Genomic DNA, 17,113 nt, shown 5'->3' on the forward strand with positions numbered 1-17,113 from the left:
CGCTGCGCCCGGCCGGTGCCGCCGGCGGCCGGATTTCGCTCAGGGCGTGGTCCCCGGGGCGGCGGGCGGCAGCAGAGGTCCGCAGTCCCACTGCTGGAAGATCAGCCGCGTCTCGACGCGGGCCACCTCCTTGCGGGAGGTGAACCCGTCCAGGACCAGCCGCTGCAGGTCCGCCATGTCCGCGACCGCGACGTGCACGAGGTAGTCGTCGGGGCCGGTCAGGTGGAAGACGGTGCGCGACTCCGGCAGTGCCCGGATCCGCTCCACGAACGGCCCGACCAGTTCCCGCCGGTGCGGCCGCACCTGCACCGACAGCAGCGCCTGGAGACCCCGTCCCAGCTTCGCCGGGTCCAGCTCCAGCCGGTGGCCGAGGATCACCCCGGCCCGTCGCAGCCGGGTCACCCGGTCCAGGCAGGTCGACGGTGCGACCCCGACCTGGGCGGCGAGGTCGCGGTAGGTGGTCCGGGCGTCGTTCTGCAGCAGCCGCAGCAGATGGAGATCCACCGGATCGAGTACGACGGAGTCGGCCATGTGCCGAACGTAGCACGGCATCCGGCGCCGATCTTCCGTGCGGTGTTCAGTCTTCGCCCATGGACTCTGCGCGCATGCACACGTCACCCTCCGACGACGTACGCCCCACCGCATCCCGGAGCAGGGCACTGGCTACCGAGGCCGTGCACGCCGGCCGCGACGACCTCGCCCGCCAGGGACTGCACGCCCCGCCCATCGACCTGTCCACGACCTACCCGTCGTACGACAGCCGCGGCGAGGCCGCCCGCATCGACGCCTTCGCCGCCACCGGCGCCGAACCGGACGGCCCGCCGGTCTACGGCCGCCTCGGCAACCCGACCGTGGCCCGCTTCGAGACCGCGCTGGCCCGGCTGGAGGGGACCGGGGCCGCGGTCGCCTTCGCCAGCGGCATGGCCGCGCTGAGTGCCGTCCTGCTGGTGCGGGCATCCATGGGACTGCGGCACGTCGTCGCCGTACGGCCCCTGTACGGGTGCAGCGACCACCTCCTGACCGCCGGACTGCTCGGCTCGGAGGTCACCTGGACCGACCCGGCGGGCATCGCGGACGCCCTGCGCCCGGACACCGGCCTGGTGATCGTGGAGACCCCCGCCAACCCCACGCTCGCCGAGGTCGACCTGCGGGCCGTCGCCCACGCCTGCGGGTCCGTCCCGCTGCTCGTGGACAACACCTTCGCCACCCCCGTGCTCCAGCGGCCCGCCGAGCACGGCGCCCGGCTGGTGCTGCACAGCGCCACCAAGTACCTCGGCGGCCACGGGGACGTACTGGCCGGTGTGGTGGCCTGTGACGAGGAGTTCGCGGGACGGCTGCGCCAGGTCCGCTTCGCCACCGGCGGCGTCCTGCACCCGCTGGCCGGCTATCTGCTGCTGCGCGGCCTGTCCACCCTGCCGGTGCGGGTGCGGGCCGCTTCCGCCAACGCCGCCGAACTCGCCGGGCGCCTCGCCGCCGACCCGCGCGTGGCCCGCGTCCACTACCCGAGCATCGGCGGCGCGATGGTCTCCTTCGAGGTGCACGGCGACCCGCACGACGTCATCGCACGCGTCCGCCTGGTCACCCCGGCGGTGAGCCTCGGCAGCGTCGACACGCTCATCCAGCACCCGGCGTCCATCAGCCACCGCATCGTGGACGCCGACGACCGCCGCGGCGCCGGGGTGAGCGACCGGCTGCTGCGGCTGTCGGCCGGCCTGGAGGACGTCGAGGACCTGTGGGCCGACCTGGACGCGGCGCTGGGGGAGCGGGTGGAGGCGGTCCCGCTGCGGGAGGCGCTGTCGCGGACCGAGTGACGGCGCCCCGCGCGGCCCGTACGGCTACTCCGTGCCGATCCGCTCCCCGTGCGGCCACCGCACCGCCGCACGGGCCGCGGTGTCCAGGCGGGCGGTGACGACCAGGGTCCCCTCCTCGATCTGGTAGTCGAGGGGGAGGCCCAGGCCGCGCATCGCGGCGACCATGCCGGTGTTCGACGCCTGCGTGACGGCGTACACGCTCGCGCAGCCCGTCTCCGCCGCCATCGCCACGAGCCGCCCGAGCAGTTCGCCGCCGATGCCCCGGCGCTGCCAGGCGTCCTCGACGATCAGGGCGACCTCCGTCTCGTCCCCGTCCCACAGCAGATGACCGAGCGCGACGATCCGGCCCGAGGCGCTCTGCACGGCGAGGGTCCGGCCGTAGCGCGGGCTGAGCAGGTGGTTCAGATAGCGGTCGGTGTCCCCGACCGGGCCGTGGTACCGCATCCGCAGGGTCCCGTCCGAGCACCGCTCGTGCATCTCCCTCGCCGCCCGCAGGTCACGGACGTCGGCGCGGCGGACCGTGATGTCGTGGCCCTCGGGCAGCGTCAGCACGTCCCGGCCGCGCGGAAGGCGCGGGCCGAGCCGGGCGTCCAGCTCGACCAGCGCCCGCGCCCGGGCGAACTCGGCGGGTGTGAACGGCAGGTACGGCCGCTCCACGCTGATCACGCCGCCCTCCGGGGCGCGCAGCCGCAGCACGGTGTCCTCCAGGGCGCCCTCCGCCGGCACCCCGGCGTCCGCGCGCGCTCCGGCGGGCAGCGACCGGATCGTGCACCGGCCCAGCAGCTGACGCAGCGCCAGGGGCAGTTCCGCCGCGTCCAGGGCCGTGCGGGCGGCCAGCCCGAGGACCCGGGTCGGCGCGTCGACCAGGTCGTGGGCGTCGGCCCGCTCCGTCCAGGTGTCGGCGCCGCCCGCCGCGGACACCACCGAGGCCAGCCCGGAACCGCTCAGCCCGCCGGGGGCGCGGAGCAGGAACTCGTCCACCGTGCCGTCGGCCAGCGGATGCGTCTGGAGACTCAGGATGTCCACCTTCCGTTCGGCGAGGGCAGCGCACAGGGCGGCCAGCGACCCCGGCGCGTCCCGCACCGTCGTCCGCATCCGCCACAGCGCGCTGTCCCCGGAGCCGGCCTCCGCCGCCCCTTCCCGCCCGGACGCGGCCGCGGCCCGGCCGGAGGGCCCGGCGGACGGCGGCCGGGCGCCGGTATCCTCCGCCGGCGGGGCGTGCCCGTGACGCCGTACCCACCAGGTGTGGAAGCCCGCCGTGGCGAGCAGGGCGGCCATCGAGGCCAGAACCATGAGGCCCGGTGTTCCGAGGTCGTGCCCCGCCTGCGTCAGGGCTCCGGTCAGTTCGGACATGTCTCGACTCATGCGACCACTGTGGAGGAAGTGTGTTGCGTGATCACGAACGCCCTGTGACCGATGGGTAAAGAGCGCTTCCGGGACATTCGGGGCCCGGGGGCGGAGTGCCGCCGCGGCCCAACACCGGGCCGCGCACCGGGGGATGACGCCGGTGCGCGGCACATCGGACAGGTTACGTGAGCTACTGGCCGACCAGTCCGGGCCGGAGCACCTTGGTGAACAGCACCGTGCCGTCCTGCTCGCGCAGCCGCACCGTCAGCTCGGCGCTGTCACCGTCGATGTCGACCTCGCCGAAGAACTGGTAGCCGCCCGCGGGCGAGACGTTCGAGGCGGTCGGCGCCTTCACGAACACCCGCTCCGGGCCGAAGGTGCCGTCGAGGGCACTGGCCGGGAACGCGCCCGCGTTGAGCGGCCCGGACACGAACTCCCAGAACGGCTCGAAGTCGGTGAACGCGGCCCGCGAGGGCTGGTAATGCTGGGCCGAGGTGTGGTGCACGTCGGCCGTCAGCCACACCGTGCCGGTGATCCGCCGGTGCTTGACGAAGCGCAGCAGCTCGGCGATCTGCAGTTCGCGGCCCAGCGGCGCGCCGGGGTCGCCCTGCGCCACCGCCTCGATGTTCGCCTTCCCCTCGGTGGCGTCGGGCACGACCAGGCCGATCGGCATGTCGGCGGCGATCACCTTCCACACCGCACGCGAGCGCGACAGCTCCCGCTTGAGCCACTCCAGCTGTTCGCGGCCCAGGATGCCCTGCGGGTCCACGGCCTGGTCGTCGGGCGAGTTGGCGTTGCGGTACGTGCACATGTCCAGCACGAACACGTCCAGCAGCGGTCCCTGGCGCAGCACGCGGTGCACACGCCCCTCGCGCGCGCCGGGTCGCAGGGTGGAGACCGGGAAGTACTCGGCGAACGCGCGCCGGGCCCGGGCGGCCAGCACGTCCACGCTCTTCTCGGTGTAGCGGCTGTCGGTGTCCGCGACGACCTGACCGGGGTACCAGTTGTTGCGGACCTCGTGGTCGTCCCACTGGACGATCGACGGCACCCGGGCGTTGAAGCGCCGCAGGTTCTCGTCGAGCAGGTTGTAGCGGAAGTTGCCGCGGAACTCGGCGAGGGTCTCGGCGACCTTCGACTTCTCCTCGGTGGTGACGTTGCGCCAGGTCGTGCCGTCGGGCAGGGCGGCCGTCGCCGGGATGGGACCGTCGGCGTAGATGTTGTCGCCGCTGCACAGGAAGAAGTCCGGGTCCAGGGCGCCCATCGCGTCGTAGATGCGGTAGCCGCCGAGGTCCGGATTGATGCCCCAGCCCTGGCCCGCCAGGTCGCCGGACCACACGAAGCGGACGCCGTCGCGGCGCCGGACCGGCACGGTGCGGAAGGTGCCGGTGACCGGTTCGCCGGTGCGGCGGGGGTCGTCCGGGTCGGCGAGCAGCACGCGGTAGTGGATCTGCTCGCCCGGCGGCAGTCCACGCAGCCGGGTGGTGCCGGTGAAGTCGGTGTCCTGGCCGAGCAACGGCCCCTGCCACCGGTGCGGGTTGCGGAACGACTCGGTGGCGGACGTCTCGACGATCATCCGGGCCGGCCGGTCGGAGCGCACCCACACCAGCCCGGAGTGCGCGCTCACGTCACCCGTCTGCACGCCCCACCCGGCGGCCGGCCGGCCGGAGCGGGCGAAGGCCGGTGCCGCCCCGAGGACGGTGGGGAGGGTCAGGGCCGCCGACGCGGCGAGGGAGCCGCGCAGCACGCTGCGGCGCCCGGGGAACGGACGGTGGGACATGGATGCGCCTCCAGGGACGAGATCCGGCCGGTGTGCGCAGCAAGACCTACTGGGCCGGCGCGGCGCGCACGCGAACCCCGGGTGAACAGCCGGCCGCGGGGGCCGCGGTGGCGGCGTCCCGCGGCGTCATCTGCCGGACCGCACCGCCCGGGCCATCAGCCGCACGCCCTCGCGGATCCGGGCCGGCGGCAGATGCGCGTACCCCAGCACCAGACGCACCCCCGGCTCCGTCACGTCACCGCCGTCCGCGTGCCCGTACGCCGACAGGGGCCGCACCGCGACGCCGGCCGCGGCGACGGCCGCGAGGAAGCGCTCCCGCGGGCCGTGCCGGCCGGGCAGCGCGGCGATGGCGTGGAGTCCGGCGGCGATCCCGGAGACCCGTGTGCCGGGGAAGTGCTCCTCCAGCGCGGTCACCAGCGCGTCGCGCCGCTCACGGTAGGCGCGCTGGCACAGGCGCAGCTGACGGTCGTAGTCGCCGCGCTCCAGGAACCGGGCGAACACCGCCTGGTCGAGGGCCGGATGCCCGAGGTCGGTGGTGCGCTTGCGCTCGGTCACCTCGTCCGCCAGCGACCGGGGCACCAGCAGCCAGCCCAGCCGCAGCCCCGGGGCCAGCGACTTGCTCACCGAGCCCGTGTAGGCGACGTGCTCCGGGTCGAGCCCCTGGAGCGCGCCGACGGGGGCGCGGTCGTAGCGGAAGTCGCCGTCGTAGTCGTCCTCCAGGACGAGCCCGTCCACGGACCGTGCCCAGTCCAGCAGTTCGGCCCGCCGCCGCGCCGAGTAGGCGATCCCGGTGGGGAACTGGTGGGCCGGCGTCGTCACGACCGCGCGGACGCCGGAGCCGCGCAGCGGGCCGACGGCGAGCCCCTCCTCGTCCAGGGGCAGCGGCACGGTCCGTACGCCCGCCGACGCGTACAGGGCGGAGTGCTGGGGGCTGCCGGGGTCCTCCACGCCGACGGTGCGCGTCCCGCGCGCGTGGAGCACGCCGCCGAGCAGGGCCGACGCCTGCGCCACCCCGGAGACCACCACGATCCGCTCCGGGTCGGCCACCACGCCGCGGCGCCGCGTGAGCAGTTCGGCCAGCGCGGTCCGCAGCCGCGGCAGTCCGCGCGGGTCCGGGTAGCCGAGGCCCTCGTGCGGCAGCTCCGTCAGCGCGCTGCGCTGCGCGGCCGCCCATGCCGAGCGCGGGAAGAGCGACAGGTCCGGCGTCCCCGCCACGAAGTCGACCCGGGCGCCGGGGGAGCGCGGGGCGAGGTCGCGCGCGCTCGGGCGGGCGGCCCGTACGGCGTCGCCCACCCAGGTCCCCGCGCCCCGCCCGCTGCGCAGGTAGCCCTCGGCGGTGAGCTGCTCGTACGCCTCCGTGACCAGTCCCCGCGACACCCCGAGGTCGGACGCGAGGTCACGGCTCGACGGGAGGCGGGTGCCCTGGGCGAGCCGGCCGGAGCGCACCGCGTCCCGCAGGGCCGCCTGGAGGGCGCGGCCACGCGCGCGTGCCGGTGCGGAGGCGGCGGGCAGCAGCAGCTCCCAGGCGGCGCTGCGGTCGGCGGAACCGGGCCGGCCGCCCGGGCCGGTCGACGGCGTCATGGAAGCGGCCCCCCGAACATCGCGTCCCCCTCGATCGCCCCCACTGTACGAGGGGCCGGACGCATGCCGGCGCCGGACGCCGACCCGGACGGGCGTGCGCCGCACCGGGACGACGGCTACGCCCCGACCGTGCCGGACGAGGTCCGCGGGGCGCTCGCCTCCCGGGCGCGGCTGCCGTCCAGGATCACCCGGGCGACCAGCGCCGGGTCGTCGTTCATCGGGACGTGACCGCAGCCGGGCAGCCGCACCAGCCGGGCCCGGGGCATGGTGTGCTTGGCGCGCACGCCCTGCCGGGGCAGCAGCAGCCGGTCGCGGGTGCCCCACGCCACGGTGACGGGGATGCCGGGGACGTCGTCGGTGAAGCGGACGCTCCGTCCGGCCCGGAGCGTCTCGGCGAACCCCTCGGCGCCGGCGAGCGCCAGCGTCTCGGCGACCACGGCCTCGGGGGAGCGGCGAGCGGGCCGGGCGTAGATCGTGCTGGTCAGGACGGTGCGTCCGGCCGCCGTGCGGGACAGCCGTTCGACCAGGGGGAGGGGCAGACTCCGGGCGGTCCGGCGCATCCCCGTCAGCACGGTGAAGGCGTAGCGCCGCTCGGCCCCCGACCAGAAGCCGGCCGGGGACAGGGCCGTCACCGACCGCACCAGGTTCCGCCGCCCGAGCTCCAGGGCCAGCAGACCGCCCAGGGAGTTGCCCGCCACGTGCGGCCGGTCGAGCCCCAGGGCCGCGCAGAAGGCGCCGAGCACCGCGTTCGTCGTCGCCAGGTCGTGCGGCACCCCGTGCGGCAGTGCGGGCGACTGCCCGAACCCCGGCAGGTCCACGGCTGTCACCTCGCGCTCGGTCGCGAGGATGTCGACCACCGGGTCCCAGGCCTGCCGGTGGTGGCCGATGCCGTGCAGCAGGAGCAGCGGCTCGCCCGCACCCACGCGCGCGTAGGCGAGGGTGACGTCCTGGGGACCGTGCTCGGTGGGGGCCGTGAGGGAGAGCGTTGCGGACATGGGGCTCCTTGTCGGGAACACGTGGTGCCGGGAACGCGCGAACGGTGCCGGCGTTGCGTAGACAGCGTGTCAGTAAGGGCTACCGACGGGTAGCCCCCGGCCGTCGCCGTTTCCGCGCGCGCCCGTGACGCCGGCGGTTCCGCCTGGACACGGCCGGACGCGTCCGCTGGGATGGGACGGTGACCACCGACACCGCGACCGACGTCTTCGAAGAGCACCGCCCCGTCCTGCTGGGCGTCGCCTACCGCATGCTGGGCCGCCTCGCCGACGCGGAGGACGTGGTCCAGGAGGCATGGCTGCGCTGGTCCCGGGCCGACCGGACCGCCGTCCGCGAGCCGCGCGGCTACCTGGTGCGCATCACCACCCGCCTCGCCATCGACCGGCTGCGCCAGATCACGTCGCGGGGCGAGACGTACGTGGGCCCCTGGCTGCCCGAACCCTGCGTCACCGACTTCGGCGACGTGGTGCCGGACACCGCCGAACGGGCCGTGCTCGCCGACTCCGTCTCGCTGGCCGTCCTCGTCGTCCTGGAGTCGCTGTCACCGCTGGAACGGGCGGTGTTCGTGCTGCGCGAGGCGTTCGGCTACCCGTACGCCGAGATCGCCGCCGTGCTGGAGCGCGAGGAGGCCGCCGTGCGCCAGCTCGCCGGACGGGCCCGCCGGCACGTCGACGAACGCCGGCCCCGCTACGACGTCGACCCCGCGCAGCGCCGCGACCTCACCGAGCGGTTCCTCGCCGCGGCGGCCGAGGGCGACCTCGAAGGGCTGATGGCGATGCTCGCCCCCGGCGTCCGGCTGGTGGGCGACAGCGGCGGCAAGTCGCGAGCACCGCTGCGCGTGCTGGAGAGCGCCGACAAGGTGGGGCGCTTCCTCGTCGGCGCCGCCCGCAAGACCGCCCCGGACGCCACCCTGCGCTTCCTGGAGCTCAACGGGGGCCCGGCCGCGCTGCTGCTGGCGGGCGGCAAGCCCGACTTCGTCCTCCAGTTGGACATCGCCGACGGGCGCGTCCAGTGCGTCTACGTCGTCCGCAACCCCGACAAGCTGCGGTCCCTGCCCACCGACTGACGGCGGCCCCGCCGACCGCCCGGGCCGAAGCCCTCGTCCGCGCGACGGGGGCTTCGCCGTCGTGTCACCCGTGCGACTCCGTACGAACACCCCGTGAACACGGTCCCGCTCCGTGCCCCCGTCCCCCGCACGGGACCGAGGATTGGTCTTGACCAAGGAGGTGGGCCGTCCTATCGTCGCAGAGAACTTCAACAACCTTTAATAAACAAGGGCGCCGAAACGCCGCCGGACCACGGCGATTGCGGAGGACAGGGTGGGGACCACGCAGTTGGAATCGGTACCGGAACCGAAGTACTGGCACCTGAGGACCAAGCTCACCGAGGCCCTGGACTCGGAGTTCTCCGTGGGGGAGGTCCTGCCCAACGAGCGCGACCTCGCCGCACGCTTCGGCGTCGCCCGCGCCACGCTCCGGCAGGCTTTGGAGCAGCTCGAACTGGAGGGCAGGCTCCAGCGCCGCCGCGGCGTGGGCACCACCGTCGCGCCGCCGCGCGTGGGCGTGGCCGTCGGGCCCCGGCAGCACGCCTGGCCCGGCGCGGCCGACGACGGCTGGCAGCCGGCCGACTGCGTGGCCGCGGCACCCCCCGCGGCCGTCGCCGACGCCCTCGGAACCGGCCGCGACGAGCCTGTGCACACCGTCCGCCGCTCGCGCGTGACGCACGGCCGGCCCGTCGCGGCGGAGCTGCTGTACATCCCGTCGGCATCGGTGCCCGACCTCTCCGCCATCGACGCCCCGTCCGGCGCCGCACGCGCGCGTGCCGTGCTGCGCGAGCTGCAGCGGCTGGAGCTGAACAGCCGGGAGAACGCCGTCGAGCTGGGCTCGGCCGGTGCGGAGGACGCCAAGGAGCTGGACCGTCTGCCCGGGGCGCCGGTCCTGGTCGTCACCACCCGCTACCTCGCCGGCGGCCGCACCGCGGCGCTCTCCGTCGCCACCTACCGAGCGGACACCTGCCGGCTGACCTTCGGCGACTCGGGCGACATGGAGATCCACCACGGCCCGCACACCCGGGCCTCCTGACCGTACGAGAACGGGCCCGTGCCGGGAGGCGGACGCTCCGCACGACGGCGGCCCGCCGGCCACCGGACCGGGACGGGCGGGCCGCCGGACGGCACACCGGCGGACGGCAGCGGCCGGCGGAGCGACGTGGACGGCCCCGCCGCGGGCGGATTAGCGGCGGGCCGTCGCACCCTCCACGGCGAACAGCTGCTCCTCCACGTGGTCGAGGGCCAGCCGCAGCGCGCCGGTCGCCACGGCGGCCTCGCCGAGCAACGACAGGGTCACCCGCGGCGGCCGCAGGCAGTAGCGCGCCAGTTCCCGCCGCAGCGGCTCCAGCACGCCGTCCAGTCCGGCCGCCCAGCCGCCGATGACGACCAGCTCCGGGTCCAGGGCCAGCACCAGCGCCGCCACGTCGTGCACCAGCCGCTGGATGAAACGCTCGACGGCGGCCCGGGCCCGCTGGTCGCCGTCCCGCGCCTCGGCGAAGACCTTGGCGACCGCCTGCTCGTCCAGCGGATGCAGCGGCTGGTCCGTCGTGGACAGCAGAGTCTCCGGCGTCACGTCCCGGCCCAGCAGGTGCAGCGCGCCGATCTCGCCCGCCGCCCCGCCGTACCCCCGGTGCAGCCGCCCGCCGATCAGCGCCCCGGCCCCGGGGCTCAGCCCGGCCAGCACGAACACCACGTCGTCGGACTCGGTGGCGGCACCCTTCCAGTGCTCGGCGACCGCCGCCGCGTTCGCGTCGTTCTCCACCAGCACCGGGCACTTGAAGCTGCGCCGCAGCCGCTCGCCCAGGGGCAGCCCCGTCCACCCGGGCAGCGCCGTGCCCAGCCGCACCGTGCCGTCCGCCTCGACGATCCCCGGCGTGGCCGCACCCACGGCCCGCAGCGAACCGCGCGCTACACCGGCCCGGCGCAGCAGCTCGGCGACCGCGGTGCGCAGCCGCTCCAGACGCTCGTCGGCCGGCGCCGTCTCCTCCACGTCCTTAGCCTGCGCCCCGATCACCCGCCCGTCCAGGTCGGCGAGGAGCGCGGCGACGCGGTGCGGCCCGATCTCGAGCCCCAGCAGATGCCCCGCCTCCGCCCTGAACCGGAACCGCCGCGCGGGCCGCCCCTGCCGCCGGGCCGCCCCGTCGTCGGCGGCCGTCTCGACGACCAGACCGGCCTCTATGAGCCCCTCGACGACGCCCTCGACGGTCGGCCGGGACAGCCCCGTGACCCGGGTGATCTCCGTCAGCGTCGCGCAGTCCGTGGCACGCAGCGCGTGCAGCACCACCGCGGAGTTGATCCTCCGCAGCAGCGACGGATCCCCGCCGGTCAGCCTGCCCAACGTCCGTCCTCCCAGCTCGTGCGCGTGTTGGCCGGATCGTACTCGGCCCGCTCCCCCCGGGCGAGCGCCGGTCCGCCCGGCCCCGGCCCGCGGGTGTCCCTCAACCCGGGGCGACGAACCCGGACTCGTAGGCCGTGATCACCGCCTGCGTGCGGTCCCGGGCACCCAGCTTGGCGAGCACCGCGCTCACGTGCGACTTGACCGTCTCCGTGCCGACGATCAGCCGGGCGGCGATCTCCGCGTTCGACAGCCCGCGCGCCATCAGCCGCAGCACCTCGCCCTCCCGCTCGGTCAGCCGCGCCCGCTCCAGCTCGGCGCGGGCGGCGCGGTTCCCGCCGCCGTCGCCGTACTCGGCGGCCAGTTGGCGCACCGAGGCGGGGAAGAGCAGGGAATCGCCCTCGGCGACGAGCCGCACCGCGTGCACGATCTCGGCCGGCCGGGCCCGCTTCAGCAGGAACCCGTCGGCGCCCGCGCGCAGCGCCTCGTACACGTACTCGTCGTTCTCGAAGGTCGTCACCACGAGGATCTTGGGCGGTTCGGGCACCGTCCGCAGCAGGGCGCGCGTGGCCTCGATGCCGTCCATCAGTGGCATGCGGACGTCCATGGCGACCACGTCCGGCCGCAGTTGCCGCACGAGCGGGACGACGGCGGCCCCGTCGGCCGCCTCCCCGGCCACCTCGATGTCGGGCTGCGCCTCCAACACGGCGCGCAGACCCGCGCGTACGAGGGGCTCGTCGTCGACGAGGAGGACTCTGACCGGCATCCGCCCAGCGTAGATCAGCCCAGGGGCAGCTCGACGTGCACCTGCCAGTCACCGGCGTCGTCGGGACCCGTGTGCGCCCGCCCGCCCAGCAGCGCGGCACGCTCGTGTATGCCGCGCAGGCCGCTGCCGCGACCCGGTGCCGCCCTCCCGTCCGGCAGCGGGTTGCGCACGTCCAGACCGAGGCCGCCGGCCGCCGCCCGGACCTGGACCCTGACGGGGACCGCCCCGGCGTGCCGCAGCACGTTGGTCAGCGCCTCCTGCAGGATGCGGTAGCCCTCGCGCGAGACCGGACCGGGCAGGGCCTCCAGCGGGCCCGTCAGTTCGGCGTCGACCTTCGCCCCGGAGGCCCGGGCGGACTCCAGCAGCCGGTCGGCGTCCACGAGCGTCGGACGGCCGCCCACCGGCCGTCCCGTCTCCCGCAGGACGCCGAGCACCCGCTCCAGGTCCTCCAGGGCCGCCCGGCCGGTCTCCTCGATCGCGGTCAGGGCCCGGTCGGTGAACTCGGGACTGTTCGCCGCGCGGGCGGCCCCGGCCTGCACGACGGCGATGGTCAGGGCGTGGCCGATGGAGTCGTGCAGCTCGCGGGCGATGCGGGTGCGTTCCAGGAGCTGGTCGGTGCGCTCCTCGAGCGCCTCGAGACGCTCGGCGGCGGACGGGCCGAGCAGCCGCCGGGCGAGGATGGTGGCCAGCTCACCGAGACCGACCACCGTCGCGTACAGCAGCAGCAACGGGACGGGGACCAACAGGGCGTAGGCCCAGTGGGGTTCCGTGCCGGCCACCAGGGGAACGTCCCCGGGCACCGGGCCGACGACGCACGCGGCGGCCGTGTACGACAGGATCGGCAGCCAGACCGTGGCGACGGCCGTCACGGCCGCCAGTGCCACCCGCGCCTCCAGCCACAGCACGGTCCGCAGCCGGTCCCGCCAGGTCGTGGCGGGCCCCACGGAGAAGTCCGGTTCCGCCTCGCCCGGCGTCAGCATGTACCGCGCCTGCACGCCCTCGCCCACCCGCACGGCCGGGATCAGACCGACCGGGACCAGCACCAGCGCCGGCACCCACGGCATCCGGGGCTCCACCCACATCCACACGCTGAAGGCCGCCACCGGCACCCACAGGTGCAGCAGCCGTGTGTACGTCGCCCCGCGCAGCAGCGGGCGCAGGAAGCGTGCCATGGCGCCATCGTGCCAGCGTGCCGCCGCGACGGGCTCCCCCGCACGGGGGAGACGCCGCCCACCCGCGGGGGAGGCACCGGCCCGTCCGGACCGGCCACGCTGTCCCCATGACCAGCATCGACATCCGGAACCTCACCAAGGAGTACGGCACCCGACGAGCCGTCGACGACCTCACCTTCACCGTGCGCCCCGGCCGCGTCACCGGCTTCCTCGGCCCCAACGGCGCCGGGAAGTCCACCACCATGCGGCTCGTGCTGGGCCTCGACCGGCCCACGTCCGGGACGGCGGCCCTGGGCGGACGGCCCTACGCCACGCTCCAGGAGCCGCTGCGGCACGTCGGTGCCCTGCTCGACGCGGACGCCGCGCACGGCTCGCGCACCGCCCGGGACCACCTGCGCGTCCTGGCGGCGAGCAACCGGATCCCGTCGCGCCGGGTGGACGAGGTGCTGGAGGAGACGGGCCTCGCGCCGGTGGCCCGGCGCCGGGTGCGGACCTACTCCCTGGGCATGCGCCAGCGGCTGGGCATTGCCGCCGCCCTGCTGGGCGACCCCGGGGTCGTGATGCTGGACGAACCCTCCAACGGGCTGGACCCCGAGGGCATCATCTGGATCCGCCGGCTGCTGCGCCGGCTCGCCGCCGAGGGACGCACGGTGCTGGTCTCCAGCCACCTGATGAACGAGACGGCCTCCTTCGCCGACCACCTGGTCGTCCTCGGCCGGGGTCGCCTGCTCGCCGACACCCCGATGCGGGAGTTCATCGACGCCCGCGTCCGCCCGCGGGTCCGCATCCGCACCCCGGACGCCACCGCCCTCAGGACCGCCCTCGCCCGGCACGGTCACGACGCCGTGGAACACGACGACGGGCACTGGACCGTGCACGACGTGCGCGTGGACGACATCGGCCGCGTCGTGTCCGGCGAGGGCGTCCCGATCCTCGAACTGTCCGCCGACGAAGGCACGCTGGAACAGGCCTATCTCGATCTCACGGCCACGGAGACCGAGTTCGCCGCCCGGACGCAGGGAGTCTGACCATGCACGTCACGCCCGTCCTCCGCGCCGAGGCGCTCAAGATCCGCACCCTGCCCTCGCTGTACGGCACGCTGCTGGCCGTGTTCGCGGTCACCACGGCCTTCTCCGCGCTGGCCGGCTCCGGCGGCCCGGACCCGGACTCCGACCCGCTGTTCACGGCGCTGTCCGGCGTCTGGCCGGGCCAGATCGCCGCGATCGCCTTCGGGGCCACGGCCGTCTCGTCGGAGTACCACGGGAACGGGATCCGGCTCTCCCTGGCCGCGGTCCCGCGGCGCGGCCGGTGGTTCGCGGCGAAGCTCGTCGCCGTCGCGGTACCGGTCCTCGCGGTGGGGCTGCCCACCGCCTGCGCCGCCCTCGTAGCGGCCCGGGCGGGCCTCGGCCCGGCGGCGGACGGGCTCACCACCGGCGAACAGGCACGCGGCGTCGTGGGCTGCGCGATCTACCTCATGCTGATGGCCCTGCTCGCGGCCGGCCTCACCGCCCTGTTCCGCAGCGGCACGGCCACCCTGTCCACCGTCATCCCGTTCATCCTGATCGTCTCGTTCGTGATCGGGGACGCGGCGGGCGGCGCCGTCGACTTCCTGCCGGACCAGGCCGGCCAGGTGGTCCTGTACCGGACCCACGACGGAACTCCGGGCCCCTGGACGGGACTCGCGGTGACCGCGGTGTGGACGGCGGCCGCCGTCCTCGCGGGTGCCTGGCGGCTGCGTCGACGGGACGCCTGACCGGCGGTCGGCTGACGCCCCGCCAGTTGTCAGTGGCGGCCGGTTTACTGGACGGCATGGACATCGCGCAGCACATCGCCCTCATCGACGAGCTGTGCCTCCGGCCCTTCCCGGCGGAGCACGGCCCGTCGGACGGGTGCACCGGAGCGCCCGGCCACTTCGTGGCGGTGCTGAGGAGCAGCCACGGCCTGCGCGCGGACGGTCCGGCGGAGCGCGCGGTCACGGTGGAGCGGTACGAGGAGTACCGCGACGCCCTCTACGAGCGCCTCGCCCCGCGCTGGGGGGAGACGGACCCGTGGAACCTCCAGACGGTCCTGCTGCGGACCGAACGGGAGGAGATACCGGAGCCGTGGGCCGGTCTCAGCGCCCGCGCGCGCGTGGCCTGCCTCTGGGAAGTGGAGGGGACGGGCCGCTGGGTCGCGTTGGCCGTCACGGACCGGGACGGGACGGACGAGGTGCGGCTGCTGGCCGTGGTCACGCGGGAGGCACCCCCGTGACCGCCGCCTACGTCCGCTCCGCCTCCGCCGCGACCCGCAGCCGCGCGAACTCCTCCGCCATCGTCTGCGCGGTCCAGTGGGCGTTCAGCCCGCTGGGGTTGGGCAGCACCCACACCCGGGTGCCCCCGATCGTCCGTTCCTGCGGGCCCACCTGCGCCTTGCGCGCGTCGAAGGCCACCCGGTAGGCGGTGACGCCGACGACGGCCAGCCGGCGGGGCCGCAGCCGCGCCACCTTCAGCGCCAGCTGCCGGCCGCCCTCCCGGTACTCCTCGGCGGTCAGCTCGTCCGCCCGCGCACTCGCCCGGGCCACGACGTTGGTGACGCCGAGGCCGTACGAGAGCAGTTCCCGCTGCTCCGACGGCTTCAGCTGCCGCGGCGTGAAGCCGGACAGGTGCAGCACCGGCCAGAACCGGTTGCCCGGCCGGGCGAAGTGGTGCCCCGAAGCCGCCGACAGCAGGCCCGGGTTGATGCCGCAGAAGAGCACGCGGAGGCCGTCCGCGACGACGTCCGGCAGCAGACGGTCGCGGGCGGCCTCCAGTTCGGCCCGGGTGAAGCGGGTCAGAGGATCGCTCCGGGGGTGTAGCCCGCGGCCGCCGGGTGCTCCTTGACGATCTCCTCGATCCGGCCGACGACGACGCCGACCTGACCGGCGGCGGCGCCGGTGAAGGAGAGCTTGTCGGCCATCAGGGCGTCCAGTCCCGCGCGGTCCAGCGGGATGCGCTCGTCGGCGGCCAGCTTGTCGAGGAGCTCGTTGCGCTCGGCGCCCTGCTCACGCATCGCCAGCGCGGAGGCCACCGCGTTCTCCTTGATCGCCTCGTGCGCGACCTCCCGGCCGACGCCGGCCCGCACCGCGCCCATCAGCACCTTGGTGGTGGCGAGGAACGGCAGGTAGCGGTCCAGCTCGCGGGCCACGACGGCGGGGAAGGCGCCGAACTCGTCGAGCACGGTCAGGAACGTCTCCAGCAGCCCGTCCAGCGCGAAGAACGCGTCCGGCAGCGCGACGCGGCGCACCACCGAGCAGGACACGTCGCCCTCGTTCCACTGGTCGCCCGCCAGCTCGCCGGTCATCGAGGCGTAGCCGCGAAGGATCACCATCAGGCCGTTGACGCGCTCGCAGGAGCGGGTGTTCATCTTGTGCGGCATCGCGGAGGAGCCGACCTGGCCGGGCTTGAAGCCCTCCGTGACCAGCTCGTGCCCGGCCATCAGCCGGATCGTCTTCGCCAGCGACGAGGGCGCGGCGGCCAGCTGCACCAGCGCGGTGACGACCTCGTAGTCCAGCGAGCGCGGGTAGACCTGGCCGACCGAGGTGAACGCCTGCGAGAAGCCGAGGTGGCCGGCGATCCGCCGCTCCAGCTCCGCGAGCCTGCCGGCGTCCCCGCCGAGCAGGTCCAGCATGTCCTGGGCCGTGCCGACCGGGCCCTTGATGCCGCGCAGCGGGTAGCGGCCGAGCAGCTCCTCCACCCGTCCGTACGCGACGAGCAGCTCGTCGGCGGCGGTGGCGAAGCGCTTGCCCAGCGTCGTGGCCTGCGCGGCCACGTTGTGCGAGCGGCCGGCCATGACCAGCTCGGCGTACTCGCCGGCCAGCTTGCCCAGGCGGGCCAGGACGGCCACGGAACGGTCGCGGACCAGCTCCAGCGACAGCCGGATCTGGAGCTGCTCGACGTTCTCCGTCAGGTCGCGGGAGGTCATGCCCTTGTGCACGTGCTCGTGCCCGGCGAGGTCGTTGAACTCCTCGATCCGCGCCTTCACGTCGTGCCGCGTGACCTTCTCGCGCTCGGCGATGGAGGCCAGGTCGACCTGGTCGAGGACGCGCTCGTAGTCGGCGATCGCGGCGTCGGGCACCTCGATGCCCAGGTCCTTCTGGGCGCGCAGCACGGCGAGCCAGAGCTGCCGCTCCAGCTTCACCTTCTGCTCGGGCGACCAGAGCGTGGCGAGCTCGGCGGAGGCGTAGCGTCCGGCGAGGACGTTCGGGATGCGGGGCTTGGCGGGAGCGGCAGTCACGTAAACGGATTCTACTGGCGATTCGTGCAGGC

General features: G+C 75.1%; 16 protein-coding genes. 6 read left to right on the plus strand and 10 right to left on the minus strand.

Translation table 11 applies throughout. The features are described 5' to 3' along the window. Nucleotides 1–39: 39 nt before the first annotated feature. The gene (locus ACFWJB_RS10285; protein ID WP_385460410.1) at nt 40–531 is read right to left on the minus strand and encodes an Lrp/AsnC family transcriptional regulator; all 492 of its coding nucleotides are present in this window, start codon (nt 529–531) and stop codon (nt 40–42) included. A gap of 59 nt (nt 532–590) precedes the next feature. Between ACFWJB_RS10285 and ACFWJB_RS10290 the strand changes: the two genes are divergently transcribed. After that, nucleotides 591–1,811 (plus strand): trans-sulfuration enzyme family protein, encoded by a 1,221-nt coding sequence (locus tag ACFWJB_RS10290; protein ID WP_385460407.1) that lies wholly within the window; start codon nt 591–593, stop codon nt 1,809–1,811. A 24-nt stretch (nt 1,812–1,835) separates the two neighbouring features. On the opposite strand, the gene ACFWJB_RS10295 is transcribed toward ACFWJB_RS10290, so the two are convergent. From ACFWJB_RS10295 to ACFWJB_RS10310, 4 genes are all read right to left on the minus strand, one after another. Then, the gene (locus ACFWJB_RS10295; protein WP_386921698.1) at nt 1,836–3,164 is read right to left on the minus strand and encodes a GNAT family N-acetyltransferase; all 1,329 of its coding nucleotides are present in this window, start codon (nt 3,162–3,164) and stop codon (nt 1,836–1,838) included. A gap of 184 nt (nt 3,165–3,348) precedes the next feature. Further along, nucleotides 3,349–4,935 carry an alkaline phosphatase D family protein gene (locus ACFWJB_RS10300; RefSeq protein ID WP_386921522.1) on the minus strand — a complete coding sequence of 529 codons (1,587 nt, stop codon included), beginning with the start codon at nt 4,933–4,935 and terminating at the stop codon, nt 3,349–3,351. Between the two features lie 126 nt (nt 4,936–5,061). Next, on the minus strand, nt 5,062–6,516 hold the full coding sequence (locus tag ACFWJB_RS10305) for a PLP-dependent aminotransferase family protein (protein WP_386921524.1): 1,455 nt from the start codon (nt 6,514–6,516) through the stop codon (nt 5,062–5,064). Between the two features lie 116 nt (nt 6,517–6,632). Beyond that, on the minus strand, nt 6,633–7,511 hold the full coding sequence (locus ACFWJB_RS10310) for an alpha/beta fold hydrolase (RefSeq protein ID WP_386921526.1): 879 nt from the start codon (nt 7,509–7,511) through the stop codon (nt 6,633–6,635). A gap of 179 nt (nt 7,512–7,690) precedes the next feature. On the opposite strand from ACFWJB_RS10310, the gene sigJ reads away from it, so the two are divergent. Together sigJ and ACFWJB_RS10320 are read left to right on the plus strand one after the other, a co-directional pair. Beyond that, nucleotides 7,691–8,575 carry an RNA polymerase sigma factor SigJ gene (gene sigJ, locus ACFWJB_RS10315; protein ID WP_386921528.1) on the plus strand — a complete coding sequence of 295 codons (885 nt, stop codon included), beginning with the start codon at nt 7,691–7,693 and terminating at the stop codon, nt 8,573–8,575. Between the two features lie 253 nt (nt 8,576–8,828). After that, nucleotides 8,829–9,590 (plus strand): GntR family transcriptional regulator, encoded by a 762-nt coding sequence (locus ACFWJB_RS10320; protein WP_385460392.1) that lies wholly within the window; start codon nt 8,829–8,831, stop codon nt 9,588–9,590. A gap of 150 nt (nt 9,591–9,740) precedes the next feature. Here the strand turns inward: ACFWJB_RS10320 and ACFWJB_RS10325 are convergent, their stop codons facing one another. The 3 genes from ACFWJB_RS10325 to ACFWJB_RS10335 form a co-directional block, all read right to left on the minus strand. Further along, on the minus strand, nt 9,741–10,895 hold the full coding sequence (locus tag ACFWJB_RS10325) for an ROK family transcriptional regulator (protein ID WP_386921530.1): 1,155 nt from the start codon (nt 10,893–10,895) through the stop codon (nt 9,741–9,743). 100 nt (nt 10,896–10,995) lie between these two features. Continuing rightward, entirely contained in the window at nt 10,996–11,658 is a 663-nt protein-coding gene (locus ACFWJB_RS10330; RefSeq protein WP_385460386.1) for a response regulator, read from the minus strand. 14 nt (nt 11,659–11,672) lie between these two features. Next, nucleotides 11,673–12,830, minus strand: a complete 1,158-nt coding sequence (locus ACFWJB_RS10335; protein ID WP_386921533.1) for a sensor histidine kinase — start codon at nt 12,828–12,830, stop codon at nt 11,673–11,675. Between the two features lie 107 nt (nt 12,831–12,937). Between ACFWJB_RS10335 and ACFWJB_RS10340 the strand changes: the two genes are divergently transcribed. The 3 genes from ACFWJB_RS10340 to ACFWJB_RS10350 are packed head-to-tail and all read left to right on the plus strand — an operon-like array spanning nt 12,938 to nt 15,080. Further along, nucleotides 12,938–13,858 carry an ABC transporter ATP-binding protein gene (locus ACFWJB_RS10340; RefSeq protein ID WP_386921535.1) on the plus strand — a complete coding sequence of 307 codons (921 nt, stop codon included), beginning with the start codon at nt 12,938–12,940 and terminating at the stop codon, nt 13,856–13,858. Nucleotides 13,859–13,860: 2 nt separating this feature from the next. After that, on the plus strand, nt 13,861–14,583 hold the full coding sequence (locus ACFWJB_RS10345; protein ID WP_386921537.1) for an ABC transporter permease: 723 nt from the start codon (nt 13,861–13,863) through the stop codon (nt 14,581–14,583). 56 nt (nt 14,584–14,639) lie between these two features. Next, a complete protein-coding gene (locus tag ACFWJB_RS10350; RefSeq protein ID WP_386921539.1) occupies nt 14,640–15,080 on the plus strand; it encodes a hypothetical protein in 441 nt (146 codons plus the stop codon). A gap of 7 nt (nt 15,081–15,087) precedes the next feature. Here ACFWJB_RS10350 and mug read toward each other — a convergent pair whose 3' ends face one another. After that, the gene (mug, locus tag ACFWJB_RS10355) at nt 15,088–15,594 is read right to left on the minus strand and encodes a G/U mismatch-specific DNA glycosylase (protein WP_386921700.1); all 507 of its coding nucleotides are present in this window, start codon (nt 15,592–15,594) and stop codon (nt 15,088–15,090) included. Between the two features lie 44 nt (nt 15,595–15,638). Continuing rightward, entirely contained in the window at nt 15,639–17,081 is a 1,443-nt protein-coding gene (gene purB / locus ACFWJB_RS10360; protein WP_386921541.1) for an adenylosuccinate lyase, read from the minus strand. Between the last annotated feature and the right edge of the window lie 32 nt (nt 17,082–17,113).

Source organism: Streptomyces sp. NPDC127100 (genome assembly GCF_042724095.1).
Taxonomy (GTDB): Bacteria; Actinomycetota; Actinomycetes; order Streptomycetales; family Streptomycetaceae; genus Streptomyces.

What these genes read in the sequence shown, in the direction of transcription:
- ACFWJB_RS10310 (WP_386921526.1), bottom strand. Translation starts at nt 7,511, where the DNA reads ATGTCCGCAACGCTCTCCCTCACGGCCCCCACCGAGCACGGTCCCCAG.
- ACFWJB_RS10290 (WP_385460407.1), top strand. Translation starts at nt 591, where the DNA reads ATGGACTCTGCGCGCATGCACACGTCACCCTCCGACGACGTACGCCCC.
- ACFWJB_RS10305 (WP_386921524.1), bottom strand. Translation starts at nt 6,516, where the DNA reads ATGACGCCGTCGACCGGCCCGGGCGGCCGGCCCGGTTCCGCCGACCGC.
- ACFWJB_RS10285 (WP_385460410.1), bottom strand. Translation starts at nt 531, where the DNA reads ATGGCCGACTCCGTCGTACTCGATCCGGTGGATCTCCATCTGCTGCGG.
- ACFWJB_RS10300 (WP_386921522.1), bottom strand. Translation starts at nt 4,935, where the DNA reads ATGTCCCACCGTCCGTTCCCCGGGCGCCGCAGCGTGCTGCGCGGCTCC.
- ACFWJB_RS10340 (WP_386921535.1), top strand. Translation starts at nt 12,938, where the DNA reads ATGACCAGCATCGACATCCGGAACCTCACCAAGGAGTACGGCACCCGA.
- ACFWJB_RS10350 (WP_386921539.1), top strand. Translation starts at nt 14,640, where the DNA reads ATGGACATCGCGCAGCACATCGCCCTCATCGACGAGCTGTGCCTCCGG.
- ACFWJB_RS10295 (WP_386921698.1), bottom strand. Translation starts at nt 3,164, where the DNA reads ATGTCCGAACTGACCGGAGCCCTGACGCAGGCGGGGCACGACCTCGGA.
- ACFWJB_RS10330 (WP_385460386.1), bottom strand. Translation starts at nt 11,658, where the DNA reads ATGCCGGTCAGAGTCCTCCTCGTCGACGACGAGCCCCTCGTACGCGCG.
- ACFWJB_RS10335 (WP_386921533.1), bottom strand. Translation starts at nt 12,830, where the DNA reads ATGGCACGCTTCCTGCGCCCGCTGCTGCGCGGGGCGACGTACACACGG.
- ACFWJB_RS10345 (WP_386921537.1), top strand. Translation starts at nt 13,861, where the DNA reads ATGCACGTCACGCCCGTCCTCCGCGCCGAGGCGCTCAAGATCCGCACC.